13 protein-coding genes are annotated in these 26,300 nt (G+C 73.7%); 9 read left to right on the top strand and 4 right to left on the bottom strand.

Translation table 11 applies throughout. The annotated features are described in order from the left end of the window. Nucleotides 1–197: 197 nt before the first annotated feature. Complete coding sequence (gene msrB, locus D5H75_RS07000; RefSeq protein ID WP_119925511.1) at nt 198–602, top strand: peptide-methionine (R)-S-oxide reductase MsrB; 405 nt, start codon at nt 198–200, stop codon at nt 600–602. A 3-nt stretch (nt 603–605) separates the two neighbouring features. Here msrB and D5H75_RS06995 read toward each other — a convergent pair whose 3' ends face one another. From D5H75_RS06995 to hemG, 3 genes are all read right to left on the bottom strand, one after another. Next, on the bottom strand, nt 606–1,382 hold the full coding sequence (locus D5H75_RS06995; RefSeq protein WP_119925510.1) for a hypothetical protein: 777 nt from the start codon (nt 1,380–1,382) through the stop codon (nt 606–608). 281 nt (nt 1,383–1,663) lie between these two features. Next, a complete protein-coding gene (gene hemQ / locus D5H75_RS06990) occupies nt 1,664–2,365 on the bottom strand; it encodes a hydrogen peroxide-dependent heme synthase (RefSeq protein ID WP_119925509.1) in 702 nt (233 codons plus the stop codon). Further along, on the bottom strand, nt 2,331–3,809 hold the full coding sequence (gene hemG / locus D5H75_RS06985) for a protoporphyrinogen oxidase (protein WP_119925508.1): 1,479 nt from the start codon (nt 3,807–3,809) through the stop codon (nt 2,331–2,333). Before hemG ends, hemQ begins: the two co-directional genes overlap by 35 nt. 185 nt (nt 3,810–3,994) lie before the next feature. Between hemG and D5H75_RS06980 the strand changes: the two genes are divergently transcribed. The 8 genes from D5H75_RS06980 (at nt 3,995) to D5H75_RS06955 (ending at nt 23,903) form a co-directional block, all read left to right on the top strand. Beyond that, complete coding sequence (locus D5H75_RS06980; protein WP_119925507.1) at nt 3,995–5,068, top strand: DUF4349 domain-containing protein; 1,074 nt, start codon at nt 3,995–3,997, stop codon at nt 5,066–5,068. A 104-nt stretch (nt 5,069–5,172) separates the two neighbouring features. Then, a complete protein-coding gene (locus tag D5H75_RS06975; protein ID WP_119925506.1) occupies nt 5,173–5,811 on the top strand; it encodes a hypothetical protein in 639 nt (212 codons plus the stop codon). 251 nt (nt 5,812–6,062) lie between these two features. After that, nucleotides 6,063–7,076 (top strand): RICIN domain-containing protein, encoded by a 1,014-nt coding sequence (locus D5H75_RS06970; RefSeq protein WP_147425080.1) that lies wholly within the window; start codon nt 6,063–6,065, stop codon nt 7,074–7,076. A gap of 129 nt (nt 7,077–7,205) precedes the next feature. Beyond that, nucleotides 7,206–9,965: a hypothetical protein gene (locus D5H75_RS42760; protein WP_242454030.1), complete on the top strand. Its 2,760-nt coding sequence runs from the start codon at nt 7,206–7,208 to the stop codon at nt 9,963–9,965. 164 nt (nt 9,966–10,129) lie between these two features. After that, entirely contained in the window at nt 10,130–13,222 is a 3,093-nt protein-coding gene (locus tag D5H75_RS06965; RefSeq protein WP_277949923.1) for an RHS repeat-associated core domain-containing protein, read from the top strand. Beyond that, nucleotides 13,222–17,595: a LamG-like jellyroll fold domain-containing protein gene (locus tag D5H75_RS06960; RefSeq protein ID WP_242454088.1), complete on the top strand. Its 4,374-nt coding sequence runs from the start codon at nt 13,222–13,224 to the stop codon at nt 17,593–17,595. Before D5H75_RS06965 ends, D5H75_RS06960 begins: the two co-directional genes overlap by 1 nt. Beyond that, nucleotides 17,583–17,735: a ricin-type beta-trefoil lectin domain protein gene (locus tag D5H75_RS40815; protein ID WP_147425078.1), complete on the top strand. Its 153-nt coding sequence runs from the start codon at nt 17,583–17,585 to the stop codon at nt 17,733–17,735. The genes D5H75_RS06960 and D5H75_RS40815 overlap by 13 nt, the downstream gene beginning before the upstream one ends. Before the next feature lie 96 nt (nt 17,736–17,831). Then, nucleotides 17,832–23,903 (top strand): RHS repeat-associated core domain-containing protein, encoded by a 6,072-nt coding sequence (locus tag D5H75_RS06955; protein ID WP_119925502.1) that lies wholly within the window; start codon nt 17,832–17,834, stop codon nt 23,901–23,903. A gap of 71 nt (nt 23,904–23,974) precedes the next feature. Here the strand turns inward: D5H75_RS06955 and D5H75_RS06950 are convergent, their stop codons facing one another. Further along, nucleotides 23,975–26,218, bottom strand: a complete 2,244-nt coding sequence (locus tag D5H75_RS06950; protein ID WP_119925501.1) for an acyl-CoA dehydrogenase family protein — start codon at nt 26,216–26,218, stop codon at nt 23,975–23,977. Nucleotides 26,219–26,300 lie beyond the last annotated feature (82 nt).

Below are 26,300 nucleotides of genomic sequence, written 5' to 3'. Positions count from 1 at the left end.
GACCTCCGACCGCCCGCCGCGCCCTGCCGCGCCCTCCCCGGCGCGCCGGCGCGATCGCCCGGTGACGCCCAGCACGGGTAAGTGCCACCGGCGGAAACGGGCGGTCTGCCTCATACCGCGAGGATGATGAGATCACCCCCACGCCTATAAAGACGCCGAAACGGACCGAAAGGATGCATGGGCTGTAGCGTCGGAGTATGGACAAGGTTGTGAAGAGTGAAGCGGAGTGGCGCAAAGAGCTGACTCCGGAGGAATATCGGGTGCTCCGGCAGGCGGGCACGGAGGCGCCGTGGACGGGGGAGTACGTCGACACGAAGACCGTGGGGGTGTACCGGTGCCGGGCCTGCGGCAACGAGCTGTTCCGGTCGGAGACGAAGTTCGACTCCCACTGCGGCTGGCCATCGTTCTTCGCGCCCGCCGACTCGGACGCGGTGACGCTGCACGAGGACACCTCGCTCGGGATGACGCGGACCGAGGTGCGCTGCGCCCGCTGCGACTCCCACCTCGGCCACGTCTTCCACGGGGAGGGCTACCCCACGCCGACCGACGACCGGTACTGCATCAACTCGATCAGCGTGACGCTGGAGCCGGCGGGGGAGTAGCCGTCAGCCCTTGGGCTCGGGGTAGGTGACCTTGCAGGTCTTGTCCTTGGGGCCGAGGATGTTCGCCAGCACGGGGTTGCCGTTCTCGCCGAACCGGGCCTGCACGAAGATGACCGGCCTGGTCACGCCGCGCTCGTCCCGGAGGTACTCCCGGGCGCGCTCGCACAGCGTGATCGCCTCCTTGGAGTTGTCGGCCGACTCGGGCAGGTCGGTGTAGACGCGGAAGTACCCGCCCACGTTGCGGATGTCCTTGACCCGCTTGACCGCCTTGTCGTCCCGCCCCCAGCGGTCCCAGAAGTACTGCAGGGCCGCCGTGTCCGACTTGTCCGCCGCCGGGTCCTTCGCGCCCGGCGGCGGCGCGGCGGCCTCGGGCACGTCGTTCCGGGCGGCCTGCGGCCTGATCTCGGGCGTGGCGGTGACGGCGGGCCGGCCTCCCGCCGCGTCGCCCGCCCGCGCGGGGCGCTGCGACTTCACCAGCACGTAGACGGCCCCGACGACGAACGCCGCGACCACGATCCCGACCAGTCCGGCGACGGCCTTGACCAGCGGGCCCGGGCGCTTCCCATCGCGGCGACGGCGCCCGCGCCCGGTGCGCGCGGCCGCTTCGTCCTCGCCGCCGGCCGCGCCGGTCGCGGGCCCGGCCGGGCCGGTCGCCGAGCCGGTCGCGGGCCCGGTCGCGGGCGCCGCCTCGCCGGGGCCCGGGGCCGTACGCGGGCCCGTGCCGTGCTCGTCGCGGTCGCGGCCCCTGCGGCCGCCCGCCCGATGCCCTCCCCCAGGCACGACGTGCTCCCTCCCGTTGACGTCTTCCCGGCCGTGCGGCCGGGCCGGGCGCCGCACGCGCGGCGGCGCCCCTGGTGCGCGGTGGACCCGGCCCGCCCGGCGTCCGCGCGGCACGCGCCAGGCGCACTGCCGGGCGGCGCCGCGTCCTGAGGACGCGCAGGTCAGGCCATTGATCCGTGATCAAGGTCACGAAATGGTATCACCGGGGTCGGCGGAAACGCGTAACCCGACGTTACCGCCAAGTCCGGGTCAGGGCCCGGCAAAACGGCGAAGCCGCGCGGCTACGGGAGCGCGCCGACGAGCTCGGGCAGGGCCTTGCGCACGCCGGTGTAGAAGGGCACCTCCAGGCGGGTGTGCCGGCGCGCCTCGGCCGCGCGCAGGTGCCGCATGAGGTCCACGATGCGGTGCAGCTCGTCGGCCTCGAACGCCAGCATCCACTCGTAGTCGCCCAGGGCGAAGGAGGCCACGGTGTTCGACCGCACGTCGGGGTACTCCCGCGCCATCATGCCGTGCTCGGCGAGCATCGCCCGGCGCTCGGCGTCGTCCAGGAGGTACCACTCCAGGGAGCGCACGAAGGGGTAGACGCACACGAATCCGCGCGGCTCCTCGTCGGCCAGGAACGCCGGGATGTGGCTCTTGTTGAACTCGGCCGGCCGGTGCAGCGCCATGGCCGACCACACCGGCTCGCAGGCCCGGCCCAGGTCGGTGCGGCGGAACCGGTGGTAGACCTCCTGGAGGTCCTCCGCCGCGGGGGCGTGCCACCAGAACATGAAGTCCGCGTCGGCCCGGAAACCCGCCACGTCGTAGCAGCCCCGGGTGGCGACGTCCTTCTCCGCCGCCTGGGCGAACAGGTCCCCGACCTCCTCGGCCAGGCCCTCCGATCGGTCCGAGACGCACTCCCGGACCTTGAAGACCGACCACATGGTGTAGCGGATGACCTGGTTGAGTTCACGCGCCTTGAGCTTGGGGCTGTCTTCCGTCATGCCGCCATTCTCCCCCCGGATCCAGGTGGTCCAGCACCCGGCCCGCCGCTGTGCGCGCCGTGGCGACGCAGGCCGGGATGCCCACCCCGTCGTACGCCGCCCCGCAGACGGCCAGCCCGGGCTGCGCGGCGACCGCCGCCCTGATGCGCGCGACCCGGTCGAGGTGGCCCACGGCGTACTGCGGCAGCGCCCCGCCCCAGCGGGTGACGCGGGTCCCGCGGGGCAGGCCGCGCACGCCGCTGGTCTCGGCCAGCTCGGCCATGGCGGCGGCGACCAGCTCGGCGTCGTCGCGCTGGAGCGCGCGCTCCTCGCCGAGACGGCCGATCGAGCAGCGGACGACCACCAGGTCCCGGTCGTACTCCCGCAGGTGGGGCCACTTGGCCGTGGTGAACGTCACGGCCTTGACGGTCCGCCTCTCCACCGGCGGCACGAGGTACCCGCTGCGGTCCAGCGTCCCCGGGAAGGCCGCGCGGGGGTAGGCGAGGGTGACGATGGCCATGCTGGAGTACTCGATCCGCGCCAGCTCGGCCGCCGCGCCCGGGACGTCCTCAGCCAGCAGGCGGGAGGCGGGCGCGGCGGGCACCGCCAGGATCACCGCGTCGGCCTCGACCACCTCGGGGGACCGGGTGGGCCCGACCGTGAGCCGCCAGCCGGTGGGCGTGCGGCGGAGCTCGCGGACCATGGCGCCCGTGCGGACGTCGGCCCCCGACAGGGCGGCGACCGCGGGCGGCAGCGTGCCCATCCCGCCGTCCAGCGCGGTGAACACCGGGCCGGCGTCGCGCGGGGTCTCGTCGCGGATCTCCTGCGCCGCCTCCAGCAGCGACCGGTGCGTGCGGGCGGCGGCGGCCAGGCGCGGCATGGTGGCGTCCAGCGACAGGTCCTCGGCCCGGCCCGCGTAGACGCCGCCCAGCATGGGCTCGACCAGCCGTTCCACGACCTCCGGGCCCAGGCGGGCGCGGATGTAGGCGGCCACCGGCACGTCGCTGGTGACCGGCGTCGCGGGCAGCACGCGGTCGAGCGGAACGCGGGCGAGCCCGGCGGGGGAGAGCACCCCCGAACGGGCGAGCGCGGCCAGGTCGGCCGGGACGCCCATCACCGACCCCTCCGGCATCGGCCGCAGCTCGCCGCGGGACCACACGCCCGCCGCGAGCGTGCCGGGGTCCCGGAGCCGGTCGCCCAGCCCGGCCGCGCGCGCCAGGTCCCGGCCCTCGGGCCGCCGCGCCAGCATCGACTCCGCGCCCTCGTCCACCGGCACCCCGGCCACCTCGGACACGCTCAGCTTGCCGCCGACGCGCGGCGCGCCGTCCAGCACGCTGACGCGGACCCGGCCGCCGCCGTCCCGTCCGAGGTACCACGCCGCGGCCAGCCCCGCGATCCCGCCGCCGACCACCACCACGTGGTACGGCGGCGCCGACACGTCCCGTTCTCCCTGTCCCGGCCCCATGGCATCCGACGGTACCGGCCCCGGGTCACCGTACGGCCTCCGGCCCGGCCCGGGGCAGCCTCCGGCCCGGGGCGGCGGGGACGGGAGTGACCGGCGGTGCGGCGTGACCGCGCCGCACGCGATCCGTGACGCCATCGTGACTGCGGATCACGCAACGGCGGGCCTTCCGCCGCCGTCTCACCCGTATGAGGACCAAACAAGCGATCGTCATCGCCGCGACAGGTCTCATCGCGCTCACGGCCGGATGCGGGGGCTCCGGCGGGAGCGGCGCGGGCGGCGCCGAATCGGCCGCGAAGCCCCCCGCCTCCGGCGCCCGGGACGAGGTGACCGCCGGGAACGCGCCCGGCGAGGCCCCGGCGGGCCGGCCGGGCCAGGAGGGCCAGGAGGGCCGGCAGGTCAGGATCGCGGACCAGAAGCTGGTGTACACGGCGAACCTGCGCGTCCAGGCCGGCGACGTGCCCGCCGCCGCCGAGAAGGCCAAGCAGATCGTCGCCGGGGCGGGCGGGTACGTCGCCGACGAGAAGAGCTTCGCCGGCGGCGCGGGGGAGGGCGGGCACAGCAGCGCGAACCTCGTCTTCAAGGTGCCCCCCGACCGGTACGCCCCCGTGCTCCAGCGGCTCGGCGCCGAGCTGGGCAGGCGCGAGGAGCTGCAGCAGAGCACCGAGGACGTCACCGAGCAGGTCGCCGACGTGGACAGCCGCCTGAGGTCGGCGAAGAGCTCGGTCGAGCAGCTCCGCTCGATGCTGAGCCGCGCCAAGACCATCGGCGAGGTGCTCAGCGTCGAACGCGAGATCTCCTCGCGCCAGGAGGAACTGGAGGCCCTCCAGGCCCGCCAGAAGGCCCTGGCCGCGCGGACCGGCATGGCCACGATCACCCTGAACCTGACCGGCCCGGCCGCCAGGCCGCCTGCTCCCAGGGAGCCGCCCAAGGGCTTCCTCGCCGGCCTGTCCGCGGGCTGGTCCGCGCTGATGGCCACCGTCGAGGTGACGCTGACGGTCCTGGGCGCCCTGCTGCCGTTCCTGGTCGTGCTGGGCGTGCTCGGCGCGGCACTGCTGGCGGCCGTACGGCGCAGGCGCGCGGCGCGGCCGCGTCCCCCGGCGGGCCCGCCCCCGGCGCCGCCCGCGCCCCCGGCGCCGCCCGCGCCCCCGGTGCGGCCCCCGGGCCCCGGCGATCAGGGCCGGGCGGCCGAGCCGGACCCGGACCCGGACCCGGACCCGGACCCGGGCCCGGAACCGGAACCGGCGGGCGACCGGCGCTGACGGCCCCGGCCATTGATCAACGATCTTCGAGCCCGTATCGTGGCGGGGCCCTTGACCCGATGTCCTGACTCCGTCAGGGGCTTCCCTAGATCTCCGGAGATCACATGAGACCGTCCCCCCGCCTGTTCGGCGCCGCGATCGCGGCGGGCGCCCTGGCCCTCACGGCCGCGCCGGCGGCCCACGCCGCGGCCGCCCCCGCCAAGCCCCTCACCACCACCCAGCTCAAGGCCGCCCTCCTCACGGCCAAGGACTTCGGCAAGGGCTTCACCGCGAGCAAGGTGCAGCCGGTGAAGAACACCGTGCTGGCCAAGATGAAGACCGACAGGGCCGCCTGCAACACGGCCATCAAGCAGTACGAGAGCCTGTTCCGCTCCGGCTGGCAGGCCGCCTTCCTCGGCAAGGGCGCCACCATGGTGGCGAACCAGACCACGACCGGCGACGCGGCCAGGGTCAAGCGGATGACGGCGACGCTGCGCGCCCTCACGAAGCACTGCCACGGCGTGACGGCGGACACCGGGAGGGTGACCCGCCTCGCGCTGCCCAAGGCCGGCAACGGCACCTACGGGCTGCGCGTCACCGAGACCACCGACGAGGGCACGTTCACGCTGGACCTCGCCATCGTGCAGGTGAAGAACGGCTTCGGCGTCGTCAACAACCTCACGCTGGGCGGCAGGCACAACCCCGCCCTCACCAAGACGGCGCTGACCAGGTCGGCCGCCAAGCTCGCCCGCGTCACCCGCTGACCCCGGCCGTGGGCGGGCGGCCACGCGCGCCCGCCGATCCGGTCGTCCGCCGCCGGTCCCTCCCCGCCGCACAGCGGGGAGGGACCGGCGTTCCTCGCGAGCGGCTGCCGGCTCTCCCTATCGGCACAGCCGGGAAGATCGACACGGGATTTTGACTCCGGTAAGCTCCCATCCCGCATCTTGGTCACGGCCGGGGGGCGTTGTTCGGGTCGTGAGCGGTCACCAATCCGGGGTCGACAGGAGTCAGCTCCGTGCACGATCAATCGATGGCCGCGGACCGTCCCGATCCGCGAGACGCCGAGACCCCCGCCGAGTTCATGCTCCAGATGCGACGGCTGAAGGCCTGGTCCGGGCTCACGTTCCGGCAGCTCGAGGCGCGCGCCGTCGCCGCCGGGCGGCCCCTGCCGCACAGCACGCTCGTGGCCGCCCTGCGCCGCGACACCCTTCCCAGGGAGGAACTCGTCGCGGCCTTCGCGGCGGCCTGCGGGTGCCCCGAGGAGGGCGTCGCCCAGTGGGTCGACAGACGGAGGCGGCTGGCCATGGACCACGGCCATCGGCCGCCGCCGGACGACGCGGCGGCGGAAGCCGTACGAGACGACGACTCACCGGATGCGGATCCCGCCGCGGCCGCGCGGTCCACGCCGGGCGGCAGGTCGTACCGCCTGCCCGCGCTCGTGCTCGCCGCCGCGCTGATGGCGGCCGGCATCTGGTGGGCGATCGTCCTGGGCACCGGGGCCTCGGCGGAGGATCCGCCGCCGTCGCCCCGCCCGTCGCGGACGGCGGCGCAGCCCTCGCTCCGGCCGGCCGCCCATCTCCCCGCGTCGGCCACGGGCTTCCACCGCATTCGCCTGGTGGCCTCGGGCCGTTGCCTCTCCACGGGCCGGGGCAAGGACAGCCAGGTCAAGCAGACCACCTGTGAGCAGCGCTTCCCGCTGAGATCCGTGCGTCCGGTGGGCGACGGCACCTACCAGATCGCCACCCTCCACCCGGAGTTCGGGTCGGGGTGCATGGGGATCCGCAACGGTCAGGTCCACGACGACTGGTGCGGCGGGCGGGGCGGGAACGAGTCGGAACGCTTCTGGCTGGAGCCCGCCGCGACCGGCGGGTCCGGATACTTGATCCGCGTCGCCCACAGCTCGTTGTGCGTCGGGCTCCCGCACCCGCCGGGCCGCGAGGGGACGCCGCTGGCCCTGCTGCCCTGCGACCCCGGCGCACGCGGCCAGGTCTTCGCGTTCGAGGCGGATCCGGACAGCGTCATCCGCTGACCGCGGGATCCGCCGCCCCCTGGTTCGTTCTGGTCCGCTGAGGCCGCTGACCTGCATGGACAGACCCGTGCAAGGCGGACCGGCCACGGATCTTGTCAGCGGGCCCGGCCAGGTCGCAGGGTCGCGGGCATGACGCATCGGTGCGATCGGCTGCTGCCCCTGGGCATCGCCCTGTTGTTAGTGCTCTCGGTCCTCGTGGTGGTGTGGCCCGGCGGAACCCGGGGCGGGTCGAGGGCCGCCTCCGAGGCCCGGCCCGTCGAGGTCGAGCCCGTCGCGGCACGGCCCTTACCCGCCGACGCCGAGGCCAGTTCCGTGCGGCGTGAGCCACCCAGGGTGATCTGGCCGGCGGCCGGCGCGATCAAGGTGGAGCGGGGCGGCGCGGGCGTGGAGGTGCTCGACCGGGCGGCGGCGGCCCGGGCTGGAGTCGCCGGCCTGCTCTTCCGCGTCACCCCGGCCGCGTCCGGCCCGGTGCGCGGCTCCGCCGACTCCGGCGAGCCCGGCGCGGGGGCGGGCACCTCCCGGGTGAAGATCGATTATTCGGCCTTCGCGGGCGCGTACGGGGGCGACTGGGCGACCCGGCTGAGGGTCGTGCGGCTGGACGCCGCGGGGCGGCGGACACCGGTTCCCGCCGCGAACGACGTGGCGCGCAAGACGATGACGGCGCAGGTCGCAGACTCCGGTGGCCTGTACGCCGTCACGGCGGCGCCGAGCGGTCCGATGGGCTCCTACACGCCGACCTCGCTCGCCCCGGCCGCGACGTGGCAGGTGGGACTCCAGGCCGGGGACTTCGAGTGGTCGTACCCGATGCGGGTGCCGCCGATGCCCGGCGCCGAGCCGGAGCTGACCCTGTCGTACGCCTCGGGTGCCATCGACGGGCACGCCGCCGCGACGAACAACCAGCCCACCTGGGCGGGGGAGGGCTTCACGCTCCAGGCGGGCGGTTTCATCGAGCGGTCGTACAAGCCGTGCAAGGAGGATGGGCAGGCGGGGTCCGGCGACCTGTGCTGGGCCTCCCACGACGGGCGCGTCGTCCAGAGCGCGACCGTGGTGCTGCCCGGGCTGACCAGCGAGCTCGTGCTGGACGAGCAGTCGGGCGTGTGGAAGGCCGAGCGCGACGGCGGGTTCCGGGTGGAGCTGCTGGCCGGCGCGGCGGGCAACGGCGACGACAACGGGGAGCACTGGCGGCTGACGGGCCCCGACGGCGTTCAGTACCACTTCGGACGCAACCGGCTGCCCGGATGGGCGGAGGGCAAGGCGGAGACGAACTCGGCCTGGTCCGTCCCGGTGTTCGGCAACAACGCGGGGGAGCCCTGTCACGCGGGGACCTTCGCCGCGTCGTCCTGCGCGCAGGCCTACCGCTGGAACCTCGACTACGTGGTGACCCCGCACGGCGACGCGGCGTCGTACTTCTACCAGAAGGAGACCAACCGCTACGCGAAGAACGGCGGCGCGCCCGCCGAGTACGTGCGCGGCGGGCACCTGGAGCGCATCGACTACGGCCAGCGCGACGGCGAGGTCTATTCGTCCACCCCCGGGGCCCGGGTCGTCTTCACCGCCGCGGGCCGCTGTGTGGAGAAATCGCAGTGCACGCGGCAGACGCCGCAGGACTGGCCGGACACGCCGTGGGACCAGGCGTGCGAGGGCACGTCCTGCGCGACCGCCTCGCCGACGTTCTGGACCTCCCGTCGCCTGGCCAAGATCACGACGCAGGTCCGGGAGGGCACGGAGCTGCGCGACGTGGACTCCTGGGCGCTGTCCCACGAATACCCGGCCACCGGTGACGCCGGCAGCCCGATGTTGTGGCTGAACTCGATCACGCACGCCGGCCACGCGGGCGGCGGGACGACGTCCCTGCCGACGGTGCGGTTCGACGGCGAGAGCCTGCCCAACCGGGTCGTCGCGAACCCGCTCAACGAGCGCACGCTGAAGAAGCGCCGCATCACGAAGATCCACAACGAGCTGGGCGGGGTGACCGAGGTCACCTACGCCAAGCCCGAGTGCACCGCGGCGACGTTGCCGGCGCCCGACCGCAACACCCAGCGGTGCTTCCCCGAGTACTGGGTCCCCGAAGGGGCACCGGCTCCGGAACTGGGCTTCTTCCACAAGTACGTCGTGAGCCAGGTGATCGACCGGGACCTGCCCGGCCGCAACGCGCCCAAGGTCACGTCCTACCAGTACATCGGCGGCGCCTGGGCGCACGACGACCTGGAGATGGTGCCGGACGCCCGCAAGAGCTGGGGGCAGTGGCGCGGGTTCCTGCGGGTGAAGGTGCGCACGGGCAACGGCGCCCTCGGCGTGCCGCAGACCCTGACCGAGCACCTGTTCCTGCAGGGCATGGACGGCGACCTGAACGCCGACAAGACCCGCAAGCAGGTCACCGTCACCGACTCGCGCGGCGGCAGCCTGCCCGACCTGCCGGTCCGGCGCGGCTTCACCCGGGAGACGATCACCTACGAGGGTGACGGCGGGCCGCTGGTCTCCATGACGCTCAGCGAGCCCTGGGAGTCGTCCGCCCCGACCGCGCGGCGCGCCCGTTCATCGGGGACGCTGGCGGCGTACCTGACCGGGGTGGGCCGCGTGCAGACCAGGACCGCGCTGGCCGGCGGGGGCTTCCGCGACACCGATCTGCGGATCGGGTACGACGACCGCGGGTTCCACCGGCAGAGCGACGACCTGGGCGACGTCTCGACGCCCGCCGACGACACGTGCACCAAGGTGTCATACGCCAGGAACACGGGGCCTGGATCCTCTCGACCGTCTCCCGGGTCGAGAAGTACGGCGCGGCGTGCGCGACGACGCCGTCGTACCCGGCCGACGCGATCTCCGACACCCGCTACTTCCACGACGGTGCGACGACGCACGGCGCCGCCCCCGCCAAGGGCGACGTGACCAGGACCGAGGAGCTGTCGGGCTGGGACGCCGGGCCCGTCTACACGCCGGTGTCCCGCGCCTCCCACGACGCGCACGGGCGCGTGGTGGAGGAGCTGGACGCGCGGGACGCCAAGACCGTCACCGCGTACACGCCGGCGACGGGCGGGCCGGTTTCCGCGGTGATGACCACGAACCCGCTGGGCCACGCCCAGCGGCGCGAACTCCATCCCGCGTGGGGCCTGCCCATCGCGGAGGTGGACGCCAACGACCCGGGGACGGCGGGCGACGACCGGCGCACCGAGCTGCGGTACGACGGCCTCGGCCGGCTGGAGAAGGTCTGGCTGCCCGGCCGCGCCCTCACCACGGCGCCGAGCCGCGAGTTCGCCTACGACGTCCGCGCGGACGCCGCGTCCTCGGTGACGAGCCGCATCCTCGTCGGCGAGGGGGCCACCAGCACCGCGTTCACGCTGTACGACGGCTTCGGCAGGGAGCGGCAGACGCAGGTCAGCGCGGCCTCGGGCACCACCGGCCGCGTCCTGACGGACACGCTCTACGACTCGCACGGCAACGTGGCCTCGCGCAACGCGCCCTACTACGACCCCGACACCTCCGCAGGGAAGGTACTGGGCACTCCCGTTTCGGACATCCCCTCCCAGACCGTCTACCAGTACGACCGTGCCGGGCGGCGCATCGCGGAGATCCTGCTCTCCCGGGGCGCAGAGGTGCGGCGCACCACCACCTCGTACGGGGGGAACTGGACCGCGGTGGACCCGCCCGAGGGCGAGACGGCCACCCAGACGTTCACCGACGCCCGCGGCCGTGTCACCGAGCTGCGCCAGTTCCACGGCGGCGCGCCCGCCGGCTCCTTCGACGCCACCCGATACGAGTACGACGAGGCCGGGCGCGCGGCCAAGGTCACCGATCCGGCCGGGAACGTCTGGCGGTACGGCTACGACCTGCGCGGCCGCATGATCCGGGCCGAGCAGCCCGACCGCGGCGCCACCACCCAGACCTACGACGCGGTGGGCAACCTCACCTCGCGCACGGACGCCAGGGGCAAGACGATCACCTACGCCTACGACGCGCTCGGCCGCAAGACCGCCGCGCACGAGGGCACGGCCAAGCTGGCCGAATGGACGTACGACACCCTGTCCAAGGGGCTGCTCACCTCCTCCACCCGGTACACCGGGACGGGCGAGTACACCGTGGCGGTCACCGGGTACGACGGCCGGGACCGCCTCACCGGGCAGCGCGTGACCGTGCCCGCCTCGGACGGGTTCGGCTTCACCTCGCTCACCACCGCGCTCACCCACACCGAGGGCGACAAGCCCGCCCAGGTCACGCTGCCCGCCGTCGGGGGCCTGCCCGCCGAGACGCTCACCCACCGCTACACCGAGCAGGGCCTGCCCCTCACGCTCACCGGGGACCTGGCCGGCGGCGGCACCGCCGAGTACGGCACGGCCGAGTACAACGAGCTGGGGGAACTGGCGGCCCGCACGCACGGGGACCCGGAGCGGGCGGTGACGTCGTCCTACTCCTACGACGAGGCCACCCGCCGCCTCACCGGCGCCGCCACCTCCCACGCCCGGGAGGACGTGACGAACCTGACGTACGCCTACGACCCGGCAGGCAACGTCACCCGGCTCGCCGACGAGACGGGCGAGCCCGACGTGCAGTGCCTGCGCAACGACCACCTGCGGCGGCTGGCCGAGGCGTGGACCCCGGCGGACGGCGACTGCGCCGCCGAGCCCGCGCGGGCCGGGCTCGGCGGGCCCGCGCCGTACTGGCACGGCTTCGGCTACGACGTCACCGGCAACCGCCGTACGGAGGTCCGGCACGAGAGCGCGGGAGACCTCACCGCGACCTCCGCCCATCCGGCCCCCGGCTCCGCCCGGCCGCACGCCGTCACGTCCGTGCGCCGCTCGGGCCCGGGCGTGGACCGCACCGACACCTTCGCCCACGACGCCGCCGGGAACCTGACGAGCCGCGTGGTCGCCGGGAAGACCCAGACGCTGACCTGGGACGGTGAGGGACTGCTCGCCTCCGTGGCGGACGGCGCGACGACGGTGTCGTACGTCCACGACGCCGACGGGGCCCGGCTGATCCGCCGGGACGCCTCCGGCACCACGCTGTACGCGGGCGACACCGAGGTCACCGTGTCCGGCGGGAAGGTCACCGCGACGCGCCACTACCGGCACGGCGACCAGGTGATCGCGGCGCGGACGGGCAGCGGAGTGTCCTGGCTGGTCTCCGACCTGAACGGCACCGCGGTCGCGGCGGTCGACGCCGACACGCTCGCGGTGTCGAGGCGCCGCCACCTGCCCTCCGGCGAACTGCGCGGCCCGGCCCCGGCGAGCTGGCCCGGGCAGCGCGGATTCGTCGGCGGCATCGCGGACCCGACGGGGCTGACCCAGCTCGGCGCCCGCGCGTACGACCCGGTGACGGGGGCATTCGCCTCCGTGGACCCGGTCACCGACCACGCCGACCCGCAGCAGGTGAACGGCTACGCGTACGCCAACAACAGCCCCGTCAGCTTCATCGACGCCGACGGCCTGAGGGCGAAGAAGACGGCGAAGTCGCCGAAGTCCTCGATCCCCGTGAAGTCGAGGTCGCCGAAATCGGGGAGGTCCACGGCGTCGGCGTCCACCGGATCGGGGAGGTCCACGGCGTCGGCGTCCACCGGATCGGGGAGGTCCACGGCGTCGGCGTACACCGGATCGGCGAGGTCGTCGTCGAAGCGGGTGTCGGACAACGTCAAGCGCTCGATGCCCGGCTTCGGGCAGAGGTACGACTACGGCGGCCCGCCCGGGAGGTCGGCGTGGGGGGCGGTCACGCGCACGGGTTCCGGCGGCTCCGGCCGAGGCGGCTCCGTCTACTCCTACCCCTCCTACTCCTACTCCGGCTGGGACCAGGGCTGGGTGCTGGACGGGGACTACATGAACCACGCCTCGTACGACGCCCACTGGTACGGCGGGTACGGCGAGGCGGACGCCGGCGGCGGCGACTTCCAGGACGGTTCCGCCTTCGACACCTACGACGCGCCCGACGCCCCGTCGACCTCGCCCTGCGGGAGCTGGAGCTCGTGCCTGCCGGCCCCCAACAACGACCAGGCGCCGCCGTTCCTGACCGGGGCGCGCGCGGGCTCGCCCGACGCCTTCCACCGGCAGGTCTCCGCCCTGAAGGCCGTTCCTCCGTCCCGGCCCCCGGTGCCCGGGCCCAGCGGGCTCACCGGCCTGCAGGTGTACCTCGGTTCGCCGTCCGGCTCGGGCACGTGATGCGCCGGAGGCGCGGGGGACGGCTCACCATCCGGCCACTGGTCGCGGTCGCGGCGGTGCTCGCGCTGCTTCCGATCACCACGGGAACACCGGCCGCGCGCGCCGCGGCCGGTCCCGCCGCCCCGTCGACCCCCGGGACCTTCCCACCCGGCTCGGGGGCCGGGGCGGCGGGCCGCCCGCCGTCCCCGGGAGGGGGGTCAGGGGCCGGGGACGGCGCGGCGGGCAGGGCGGGGACGGCGGAGCCGGACCGCGCGGCGGGACGGGACGGCGGGACTCCCGAGGTGCGGGAGGCGCGCAGACTGGGCCGGCGGGTCCAGGTCCAGGGCCAGGGCACGCCTTCGACCAAGATCTTCGCCAACGCGGACGGCACGTTCACCGCCGAGTTCCACCCGCGTCCCGTCCAGGCCCGGACCGGCGGCCGCTGGACCGCGATCGACCTCACACTGACGCGGCGGCCCGACGGGCGGGTCGCGCCGAAGGCCGCCGCCGGCGAGGTCTCGCTGTCCGGTGGCGGCTCCGGGCCGCTCGCCACGGTCGGCCGCGACGGGCGGCGCTTGTCCTACCGCTGGCCGCGGCCGCTGCCCGCCCCCGAGCTGGACGGTCCCTCCGCGACGTACCGCGAGGTCTTCCCGGGAGTGGACCTGGTGGCGCGGGTGACGGAGGCCGGGTTCTCCGAGGTCCTGGTGGTCAAGAACGCCAAGGCGGCGCGCGACCCTGGGCTGCGCCGCCTGCGGGTCGGCCTGGAGGCCGCGGGCCTGACGCCGCGGGCCGGGAAGTCGGGGAGCCTGACGGCGGTCGATTCCAGGGGGCGGGCGCTGGTCACGAGCCAGCAGCCGCGGATGTGGGACTCGGGCGGGGGCCGCGCGGGGCGCTCCCTGGGGCCGCGCGAGGGCGACCGGCGCCGCGCCGTACGGGTCGACACGGGCCGCGACGCCATCGAGCTGGTGCCGGACCCGGCGCTGCTCACCGGGGCGGACACCAGCTATCCGCTCTTCATGGACGCGGTGCCTTCGGTGGTCTGGCAGCACTGGGTGCTGGTCAGCCAGGCGTATCCGACCGGATCGTGGGTGGATACGACGTACAACGCCCGCACGGGAGCGAACCCCGACGAGCTGATCAACGGCGTGTCGGCCCCCTTCTACCGGTCGTTCTTCCAGCTCTTCACCGCCCCGCTCCTCGGCAAGACGATCAAGTCCGCCAAGTTCCAGGCGTACATCGAGCGGGCCTACGACTGCACGCCCGCCGAGTGGCAGCTCTGGCAGACCGGCACGATCAGCGTCGAGACGACCTGGCAGAACCAGCCCGCCTGGCTGCGGAAGATCGGCTCCAGGACCGACTCCCACGGCGGCGATCCGGTCAAGTGCCATCCGAGCACGGTGGGCCACGACCTGAAGGACTTCCTGTCCGAGCAGGTCGCCGCCGGGGCCGAGACCCTCACCATCGGCCTGCGCGGCGCGGAGACGGCGCGCACCGGCGGCAAGGAGTTCCGCATCAGGGACCTGATCTTCGCGGTGGAGTACAACACGATCCCCGAGGTTCCCCGGCCGAAGGCGACCGGCATGCCGTGCGCCCAGGACTGGAGCGTCCACATCAAGACGACCGTCCCCGAGCTCGACGCCGTCCTGTACGACGCCGAGCAGCGCGTCCGCGCGACGTACGAGTGGCAGGCCGAGGACGGCACGCCGCTGGGGACGATCAGCACCGAGTACGGCGGGGGCGACGTCGGCCACGCGGTCACGATCCCCGATGGCGTACTGACTTCGGGCGGCCGGTACCGCTGGCGCGTGCGCGCCGACGACGGCGAGGCCACCACGGCGTGGTCGCCCTGGTGCCAGTTCAGCGTCGACACCCAGCCGCCGACCGGCACACCCGTCATCACCTCGCCGGACTTCCCGGCGAACAGCCGTACGGGCCTGCAGTACCAGTACGGGGTCTTCACCTTCGACGCGGGTGGCAACACCGACGTCGCCGGCTTCATGCACGGCATCAACGAGGATCCCAAGACGAAGATAGCGGCGGACGCCCCGGGCGGCCGGGCGTCGGTCACCCTGGCCTCTCGGCGGGCGGGCAGCAACTACGTCTCGGCGCGGTTCATCGACAGGGCGGGCAACCTCGGGCCCATTCGCCGTCACTACTTCACTCTCGTCGCGGTGAGCGGTCCCATCGCCTGGTGGACGCTCAACGACGGTTCGGGTGAGACGGCGGTGGACAGCGCCTCGACCGGCGGTACGGCCAACCGGCATCCGCTGACCCTGACCTCCGGCGCGGCTTGGGGCCAGGGCCGGGCGGGCGACGGCGGCCTGCGCTTCGACGGGGCCGCCGGGGAGGCGACGGCCGGGCACCCGGTCCTGGACACGACCAAGAGCTTCACGGTGATGGGCTGGGTCAAGATCGACAACCAGGACAGCGACTGGCCGATCATCACGCAGGACGGGTCCGGGGCCAGCGCCGTCTCGCTCAACTACCGATGGTGGATGCACCGCTGGGCGCTCTGCTTCCGCCCGCAGGACGGGGAGACCTGCGCGCTGTCCAACACGGGGGCGCAGACGGGGGTGTGGACCCACGTCGCGGGAGTACACGACGCCGAACGGCGCGAGCTGCGCGTCTACGTCAACGGCAGGCACGCAGGGACGACTCCCCACACGGGATCGGTCAACGCGGACGGCCCGCTGCGCGTCGGCAAGATGAGCAGGGCGGACGGACATGTCTGGCTGCTGCCGGGCGAGCTGGACGATCTCCGGGCGTACGCGCGCGTCGTCTCCGCCGACGAGCTGAGAACCGTGATGGGCGTGCCGAGATCCCCCGCCTCCGCGGAGTGGCGGCTGGACGAGACCGAGGGCAGGGTCGCCGCCGACGACACGGGCAACCGGCACACGCTCGCGACCACGTCCCCGGGTGCCTCCTGGGGCCCGGGACGCGACGGCGGCGCGCTGCATCTGGACGGTCAGAACGGGTTCGCCTTCTCGGCCGGTCCCGTCGTGCCGACCGACCAGAGCTTCAGCGCCGCCGCCTGGGTCCGCCTGGACTCCAAGGCCGGGACCGCCGTCGCCGTGAGCCAGGACGGCGAGCAGGACAGCGCCTTCACCCTCGGCTTCGACAAGACCTGGGGGCGGTGGGCGTTCGCCGCGCGCGCGGGGGACGGCTCCGGTCAGGGCCAGGCCGCCTTCGCCTCCGCGCTGCCGGTCACCGGCCGCTGGACCCACCTGGCCGGGGTGTACGACGCGGACATGCGGCAACTGCGGCTGTACGTGGACGGCAAGCTGACGGCCACCGCCGCCAGGGAGGCCCCGTGGGCGGGCACGGGCGCGTTCGTGATCGGCGGCGGCAAGGCCCTGGGCCTGCGGCTGTGGCACTGGAAAGGAGCCGTCGACGCGGTCCACGCCGTGGACCGGGTGCTCACCCCCGGCGACATCGCGGCGATCATGAAGGGCCGGCCCGCCCCGCCCGGCGGAACCTTCGGATTCGACGAGGGCGCGGGGGACGTCACGACGGACACCAGCGGCAACGGCCACCGCCTGCAGGTGGCCGAGAGCGCCGCCTGGACGCCCGGGGTGCGCGGCTCGGCGATCGCGTTCGACGGATCCGGAAGCCAGCGTGTGTACTCCGGCGGCCCGCTGGTCCGCACGGACGGGAGCTTCACCGTCGCCGCGTGGGTCAGGCACCGGCCCAGGACCCCGAAGACACGCGCCGTCGCCGTCAGCCAGGACTCCCGGCACTACAGTGGCTTCGCCCTCGGATACGCCGCGGACACCGACCGGTGGGAGGTCGTGACCCCCAAGGCCGACTCGCCCGGCAGCGTGATGATCCGGGTGACGTCCCGGAAGGCCGCCGTCCCCGACCGCTGGACCCACCTGGCCGCCGTCTACACGGCCTCCAACGGCGTCCTGCGCTTCTACGTGGACGCCGTGCTCCAGGGCAGCGCCACCCTCTACCGCACCTGGACCGCCGGCGGCTCGTTCATCGTCGGGCACGGCCAGTGGGACGGCTGGTGGCTGGATCACTGGGCCGGCGACGTGGACGAGGTCCGGGTGGGCGAGTACGCCGCCTCGGACGCCCAGGTGAAGGACATGTACGGCATGCCCGACCCGCCCCCCACCGGTCCGATCAAGATCCGCTCGGTGCACTCCGGGCTCTGCCTGACCGAGCAGGGCGGCTCGACCGGCTTCCTCTACCAGGGGAACTGCGCCTCGGTCAGCCCACCCCAGTCCCTGGAGAAGAGCGGCGACACCTACCGCGTCACCACCATGCACCCGAGCACGGCCCCGGCTGCATGGGCCTGGACACCGACTGGAGCACGACCCGACCGGCGAACGGCTTCTGCTCGGAGGTCACGAACTCCACCCTCCTCCTCCGGCCCGTCATGGCCCCGCTGAAGGGCCACCAAATCGTCTTCCGCGACACGAACCAGTGCCTGGCCGTGGTGGGGGACTCCACCGCGACCGGCGCCGACACCACCCTCGCGACCTGCGACCCGGCCGCCCCGGGCCAGGTCTTCGCCTTCGACTCCCGCTGACGATCACGAACCCGCGTGCTCTCACCCACACCCGAATCCGGTGTCCCTTCTCCACTGCGCGCCGGACGCCGATGTTCCCCTGCTCTGGAGGCAGTCATGAAACGGCTCGCGTGGCTCGCGGCGGCGCTGACGGCGGCGCTCGCGGGCTCCCTCCTCACGGCGCCGCCCACGGCCGCTGATCCGCGAAAACCCCCGCGGCTCAGCACACTCAGCAACGACGAGAGGCCGGTACCCGGCCGGGCTGTGCCTCCGGCCGTCCTGCCCGCCGATCCCGAGGCGGCCGTGGCCGTACGGGCACGGCCCGCGGTCAACTGGCCCGGACCGGGCGCGGCGCAGACGGCCGTGCGCGGCGCGAACCCCGCCCGCGCGACCGCTGTCGACGTCCTCGACCGCGCGGCCACCGAGCGGGCCGGCGTGCGAGGGGTGCTGTTCCGCGTCGGCGGGGCCGATTCCGTCGCCCCGAGCCGCGCCCCTTCAGTCCAGAAGGTGCCCGTCGAGATCGACTATTCCGGCTACCGGCACGCCTACGGCGGTGACTGGGCGACCAGGCTCACCGTCACCCAGCTCCCCGAGTGCGCGCTGACCAACCCCGGCGCGGCGGGGTGCGCGCGGCGCACCACCGTGCTGAGCGCGAACGACGTCAAGGCGGGCAGGCTCACCGCGAACGTGTCCACCGGCGGCCTGTTCGCGGTCACCGCGGCGTCGAGCGGCTCCGCGGGGAGCTACCAGCCGACCTCGCTGTCGCCGTCCGCCACCTGGCAGGTGGGCACCCAGTCGGGCGACTTCACCTGGAGCTACCCGATCGGCACCCCCGACCTGCCCGGGATCGGGCCCGGGATCGACCTCTCCTACTCCTCCGGCTCCGTGGACGGACGGGTCGCGGCGACAAACAACCAGCCGTCCTGGGTCGGCGAGGGTTTCGACTACCAGCCCGGGTTCATCGAGCGCTCGTACAAGCCGTGCAAGGAGGACGGAGTCCCGAACTCCGGCGACCAATGCTGGGCGACCTGGAACGCCCACATCGTCCTGCCCGGCATGGCCGGTGAGCTGGTCCGCGACGCCGCCGACCCGTCGAAGTGGCGGGTGGAGGAGGACGACGGCTGGCGCGTCGAGCTGCTGACCGGCGCGGCCAATGGCGACGACGGCGGCACGGGGGACAAGGGCGAGCACTGGAAGCTGACCTCGCCCGATGGCACCCAGTACCACTTCGGCCTCAACCGGCTGCCCGGCTGGACGACCGGCAAGCCGGAGACGAACTCGGCCTGGACCGTCCCCGTCTACGGCAACAACCCCGGCGAGCCGTGCCACAGCCCCGGATGGTGCCAGCAGGCGTACCGCTGGTCCCTCGACTACGTGCTGGACCCGCACGGCGACGTCATGTCGGTCTACTACGACAGGCAGACCAACCACTACGCGCGCGGCGGCACCGCGGTCACGCCGTACATCCGGGGCGGCCAGGTGGCCCGCATCGAGTACGGCCAGCGCCACGAGCAGGTGTACGGCGGCGCCGCGCCGGCCCGTGTCCTCTTCACCACCGAGGGCCGTTGCGTCAAGAACAGCGCCTGCACCCAGGCGATACCGCAGGACTGGCCCGACACGCCGTGGGACCAGCACTGCGGGTCCGCGTCGTGTGCGATCAATTCACCCACCTTCTGGACCGAGAAACGGCTGGCGAGGATCACCACTCAGGTGCGCTCCGGCGGCGAGTACCGCGACGTGGACTCCTGGACCCTCACCCACTCCTTCCCGGATCCCGGTGACGCCAGCGGGGCCGGGCTGTGGCTCGACTCCATCGCGAAGACAGGCCACAGCGGCGGCTCTCCGATGTCGCTTCCGCCGGTCCGCTTCGACGGCACGACGATCGCCAACCGCGTCGGCGGCGGGGACCAGTACCGCGTCGCGCTGAACAAACGACGTCTGTCCGCCATCTACAACGAGGCCGGAGGCCGCACCCACGTCACCTACTCGCTCGAATGCGAGGCCGGGACGCCCAGGCCCGCCCCGGACGCCAACACCAAGCGGTGCTACCCGGCGTACTGGACCCCCGAGGGCGCGCCCGCGCCCGAGCTGGGCTGGTGGCAGAAGCCCGTGGTCACCCAGGTGACCGAGGACGACCTGGTGGGCGGCAACGGCCGGCGGATCACCCAGTACGAGTACTTCGGCGACCAGGACATCCCGGGCGCCGCCTGGCACAGGGACGATGCCGAGCTCGTCCCCGAGCGGTACAAGACCTGGGGGCAGTGGCGCGGCTTCGCCAAGGTCAGGGTCAAGACCGGCGATCCCGCCAAGGGCCCGCAGACCGTGACCGAGCAGGTGTTCTTCCGGGGCATGGACGGCGACCTCAAGTCCGGTGGCGGCGCCAAGACCGTGCGCGTCCGCGACTCGGAGGGCCGGGAGCTGGCCGACAGCCCGGTTCTGCGCGGCTTCGCCCGGGAGACGATCGAGTACAACGGGCTGAACTGGACCAGCAAGACCATCTCCGAGCCCGTGCTGCTCAAGATGACGGCGCGCCGCCCCCGGCCCGACGGCGGGCCCGAACTGCAGGCGTGGCTGTCCGAGGAGAAGGTCGAGACGACGTACACCGCGCTCGGCGACGGCAGGGTCCGCGTGACCGAGACGCGCAACCGATTCGACTCCTACGGCCTGCTCGACCAGGTGCACGATCTGGGCGACACCTCCACGCCGGAGGACGACACCTGCACCACGATCGCCTACACCCGCAACGAGGCCCGGTGGATCGTCGACGCCGAGTCCGAGGTCACCGAGGTCTCGGTGCCCTGCGGGACCACTCCGTCGTATCCGAAGGACCTGCTGTCGGGACGGCGCTACCACTACGACGGCCAGGCGTGGGGCGCGGCGCCCACCCGCGGCGACGTCACCAAGACCGAGCAGGTCGCCTCCTGGGACGCGAACGGCCCCCGGTACGTCACCCTCGGCCGCGCCGTCCTCGACGAGCACGGCCGGGCGATCGAGTCGTACGACGCCGAGGACCACAAGGCGACGACGTCGTACGTCCCGGAGACCGGCGGCCCGGTGATCTCGCGGACCGTCACCAACGCGCTCGGGCACAGCGCGACCACGGTCGCGGATCCGCTGCGCGGGGTCCCGGTCAAGACCACCGACGCCAACTCGCTGGTCACCGAGCAGGAGTACGACGCGCTGGGCCGGCTCACCCGCGTCTGGCTGCCCGGCCGGTCGAAGGCCGCGCATCCCGCGACCCCGAACCTGGAATACGAGTACGCCGTCAAGAACACGGCGCCGTCGGCCGTGCGGACCAAGTCCCTGCTGGGCACCGGCTCCTCGTACGTGTCGTCGTACTCGCTGATGGACGGCTTCCTGCGGCAGCGGCAGACCCAGACACCCTCACCCGACGGCCGCCGGATCGTCACCGACACCTTCTACGACTCCCACGGCCGCCTGGCGAGGACGAACGCCGGGTACTACGAGGAGTCCTCCGCGCCGTCGGCGAGCCTGTGGCTGGCGGACGACGACATGGTCCCCTCGCAGACCGTCTATGAGTACGACGCGGAGGGCCGGGAGACGGCCGAGATCCTGCGGTCACGCGGAACCGAGAAGTGGCGGACCACGACGTCGTACGGCGGCGACTGGACGGCCGTGGACCCGCCGGACGGGGACACGCCCGAGATGGAGATCTTCGACGCGCACGGGCGGACGGTCGAGCGGCGGCAGTTCCACGGGAACGCGCCGAGCGGGGACCACGACGCGACGAAGTACGCCTACACCAAGGCCGGCGATCTGGCGAGTGTCACCGACCCGGCGGGCAACGTCTGGCGCTACGGCTACGACCTGCGCGGGCGCCGGATCCGCGTCGAGGACCCGGACACCGGGACCAGCACGAGCGTCTTCGACGACCTCGGCCGGGTGGTGTCCGCGACCGACTCCCGGGGCAAGACCATCTTCCACGCCTACGACGCCCTGGGCCGGGAGACGGCGACCCACGAGGGCTCGGCGACGGGGCCCAAGCTGACCGAGCGCGTCTACGACACGGTCAGCAAGGGCGGCCTCACCTCCTCCACGAGGTACGCCGGCGGCCACGCCTACCGCTCCGAGATCATGGGCGTGGACGCGGCGGGCCGTCCCACCGGCAACCGCGTGGTCATTCCCGCTGCGGAGGGCGCGCTCCAGGGGACGTACGAGACGACCTTCGAGTACGACGCGATCGGCCAGGTCGTCAAGCGGAAGCTGCCGGCGGTGGGCGGACTGCCCGCCGAGACGCTGCAGACGGCGTACGACCCGGAGAACGGCCTGCCCATGACGCTCGGCTCCCAGCTCGGGCGGTACGTGTCGGAAACCGAGTACACCAACGTGGGAGAGCTGGGCCGCCTGTACCTCGGCGAGCAGGGCCGCGGCGTCCTGCGGCAGTTCGAGTACGACGAGGCGACCGCGCGGCTCACGCGGCTGCTGACCGAGAAGGACAGTGTCCCGATGACGGTCGCGGACGTGCGTCTCGACTACGACCCCGCCGGGAACGTGGTGCGGGTCGCGGACGACGCGGCGGCGGACGTCCAGTGCTACGCCTACGACCACCTGCGGCGGCTGACCGAGGCCTGGACCCCCGCCGGGCAGTGCGAGGACCCGCGGTCCGCGGACACCCTGGGCGGCCCGGCGCCGTACTGGCACAGCTACGAGTACGACAAGACCGGCAACCGCACCAAGGAGGTCCAGCACGCGGCCGCCGGCGACACCATCCGCACCTACGCCTACCCCGCCGCCGGGCAGGCCCAGCCGCACACCCTGCGCTCGGTGGTCACCACCGGGCCCGGCGGCGGCCATACCGACACCTTCGGGTACGACAGCGACGGCAACACCGTCAAGCGCGTGGTCAAGGGCGTCGAGCAGGCCATGACGTGGGACTCCGAGGGCCACCTGTCGAGCGTGACCAAGGAGGGCCAGACCGAGTCCTACGTCTACGACGCCGACGGCAACCGCCTCATCCGGCGGAACCCCACCGGCACCACCCTGTTCCTCGGCGACACCGAACTCCAGCTCAAGGACGGGGCCGTCACCGGCACCCGCTACTACGGGCACAGCGGCGTGACGGTGGCCGTGCGCACCGGGCGGCCCGGCGGGAGCACGCTGACCTGGCTGGCCTCAGATCACCAGGGCACCGCGCAGGCGGCGATCGAGGCCGAGGGACTGAAGGCCACGGTACGGCGCAGCCTGCCGTTCGGCGGGCCGCGCGGCGCGGAGCCGCCCGACTGGCCGGGCGAGCGCGGCTTCGTCGGCGGAACGAAGGATCCGACCGGGCTCACCCACCTGGGCGCCCGCGAGTACGACCCCGAGAACGGGCGGTTCATCTCGGTGGACCCGCTCATCGACGTGAACGACCCGCAGACGATGAACGGCTACGCGTACTCCGAGAACAGCCCGATCACCAAGGCTGACCCCGACGGCCTCAAGGCCAAGAAGTGCTCCAACCACCGTGAATGCGAGGGCAGCAACGCCGATATCGCCAGGGCCGCCAAGAAGATGAAGGAGCGGGCGAAGAAGGCCGAGGCGGCGAAGAAGAATCGGATAAGGGATCAGGAGCGCCGCGAGGCGCAGCAGAAGAGGAACAAGTCCAACGTCGGCAGGGACGAGGCCAAGAAGGCCAAGAAGAAGTACACGCGGGACCTTCGCGAGGAACAGCAGAAGAAGAACAAGTCCGAAGTCGGCCGCGGCGAGGCGGATCGGGCGCGCAAGCAGAAGTACGACGAGGACCACCCGATGTTCTGCTTCAAGGTCTGCTCGCGCAAGGGCGTGCGCTACTGTCCCCCGGGCGGGTGCGTGGACCCGCCTCCCACGCGCCTGTTCAGCAGGACAAAGGCCTGCATCTACTTGTGCTTCAACGTAACGAACGACGGGGAGTTCGACGGGGATGGCGAGGGGGGCATAGGGCGGAAGTGGGACGAGCCGAAGATCTACGAGGAGAAGAAGCCGGAGTCGATCAAGGCCAAGCTCAAATCGACCGCTTACGCCGCCTACACAACCGGCTTGCACGTTGGGGTCAGTAGCAAGGATGACATCGAAGCGACAACCGGCGTCTGCTACTTCTTCATAGGCGGCGGCTGCTTCGTGAACGGCAAGACCAAGAAGGGCGGCTACTGGTGGGGCCTCGAGGTCGGCCTGGGCATGGGCATGGGCGCTGAAAGCGATGGATGGTCATAGCGATCTCTGAGTCCGGCCGGATCGGGCGAGGCGGTGCGAAGCCGCCCGCCCGGTCTCCGGGCGGATCGGGGTCAGGGGTCGCGGGGGAGGCCGAGGAGGCGTTCGGCGATGATGTTGAGCTGGATCTCCGTGGTGCCGCCGCCGATGGTGAAGGCGCGGGTCGCCAGGATCATCCTGGCCCAGTACGCCGCGGGGCCGTCGGCCGTGGACGCGCCCGACTCGCCGCACAGGGACCAGCAGAACTCGGCGATGGCCTGGGAGTGGCGCATGCCGAGGAGCTTGCGGACGCTGGCCGACGTGCCGGGGTCGGTGCCGGCGAGCTGCCTGAGGGTCACGCGTAGCCCGAGGGCGTCGATGGCCTGGCCCTCGGCGTAGAGGCGGCCGGCCTCCTCGAGCCGGGCGGGGCGGGCCCCGCCGAGCTTCCGCAGGAGGTCGAGCATGTCGGTGTACCGGGTGCCGGGGCCCCAGGAGTCGCCGAGGGCGACGCGCTCGCTGGACAGGGTGTCGCGGGCGACCCGCCAGCCGCCGTTCACCGCGCCGACCACGCAGTCGTCGGGCACGAAGACGTCGTCGAGGAACACCTCGTTGAAGATCGCCTCGCCGGTGATCTCGCGCAGCGGGCGGACGTCCAGGCCCGGTGAGGACATGTCCACGAGGAAGTACGTGATCCCGTCGTGCTTGGGCGCGTCCGGGTCCGTGCGGGCCAGGCAGATCGCCCACTGCGCCTCGCGGGCGAGGGAGTTCCAGACCTTCTGGCCGGTCAGCCGCCAGCCGCCCTCGGCCCGCACCGCCTTCGTCGTGAGCGAGGCCAGGTCCGAGCCCGCCCCGGGCTCGCTGAAGAGTTGGCACCACAGGATCTCGCCGCGGAACGTCTTCGGCAGGAACCGCTCCTGCTGCTCGCGCGAGCCGTGCGCCACGAGGGACGGCACCACCCACGCGCCGATCGCCAGGAACGGCGGGCGGACCCCGGCCGCGCGCAGCTCCTGGTGGATGAGCACCTGGTCCAGCGGCGAGGCCCCGCGCCCCCACGGCTCGGGCAGGTGCGGCATCACCCAGCCGCCGTCGGCCAGCCGCGCCACGCGCGTGAGGGGGTCCAGGGCCGCGATCGCCGCCACCTCGGCCCGGATCTCCTCGCGCCGCGCCGCGGCCCCGGCGGGCAGGTCCAGCTCCAGCGCCCGCAGGTCGCCCTCCAGCGCCCGCCCGATGACGTCCCCGGCGTGCTCCCCGCCGAGCAGCGCCCGCAGCGCCAGCGCGCGCCGGTAGTGCAGGTGCGCGTCGTGCTCGAAGGTGTACCCGATCCCGCCCAGCACCTGGTGCGCGTCCGCCGTGCACCGCACCGCCGCGTCCGGCGCGAGCAGCCCGGCGACCGAGGCCGCGAGCGCGGTCCCCGGCGGCAGGGCCCCGTCCCCGGCCGGGTCCCCTGGTCCGGCCGGCGCGCCGTCGCGGGGCCGGGCGGGCGGGGCGGCGGCGTCGAGCGCGCGGGCGGCGTCCCAGACGGCGGCCCGGGCGTGTTCGAGGGCCACCAGCGCGGCGGCGCACTTGTGCTTGACCCCCTGGAACTGGCCGATGGGGCGGCCGAACTGCTCGCGCGTCCTGGCGTAGGCCGCGGCGGTGTCCACTCCCCACGCGGCGATCCCGCACGCCTCGGCCCCGAACAGGACGGCGGCCAGCTCGCGGACCGGGGGAGCGCCGAGCGCGGCGCGCACGGGCGCGCCGTCGGCGGACACGGCGGCCAGGCCCCGGGTCAGGTCGATCGCCGGGAGCGGCTCCACGGTCACGGCGGCGGCGTCGAGCACCGCCCACCCGCCGGTGTCCAGCGGGACCACGAGGACGTCCGCCCCGCTCGCCCCGAGCACCGCGTCCAGCCGCCCGGTGACCCTCCCGTCCCCGGCCGCGAGCCCGCCGGACAGGGCCACGGCCCCGGTCAGCGAACCGTCCGCGAGCCCGGGCAGCAGGTCCAGGCTGGCGCCGGAGCGGGCGATCACCGCCGAAGCCAGCAGGGTCGGCAGGTACGGCCCCGGCGCCAGCCCCAGCGCCTCCAGCGCGACGGCCGCCTCCAGCAGCCCGTACCCCTGCCCGCCGTGCTCCTCGCCCAGGTGCAGGCCCAGCAGCCCCTGGGCGGCGAGCGCGTCCCAGAACCCCGGCCGGTCGCCCTCCACCGCCCGCCCGGCGGGCCGCGCGCCGGGGGCGGCCCCCGGATCCTCCAGCAGCCGCGCGGCGAGCGCGCGCGCCGCCCCGGCCGTCCCGTGCCGCTCGGCGAACCCCCGCACGGAGGCGGCCAGCGCCTCGTGCTCCTCAGTCAGTCCGATGCCCATGGCCGCACCCTAGAACGCCATTCGGTTTGCCCGCCAGCCCCCGGCCGCGCCGTACGCCGGGCGTTCCGGGGGACCCGCGGGA

The organism is Bailinhaonella thermotolerans (assembly GCF_003594875.1).
Taxonomy (GTDB): Bacteria; Actinomycetota; Actinomycetes; order Streptosporangiales; family Streptosporangiaceae; genus Bailinhaonella; species Bailinhaonella thermotolerans.
This window is presented reverse-complemented; position numbering and strand designations above follow the sequence as displayed.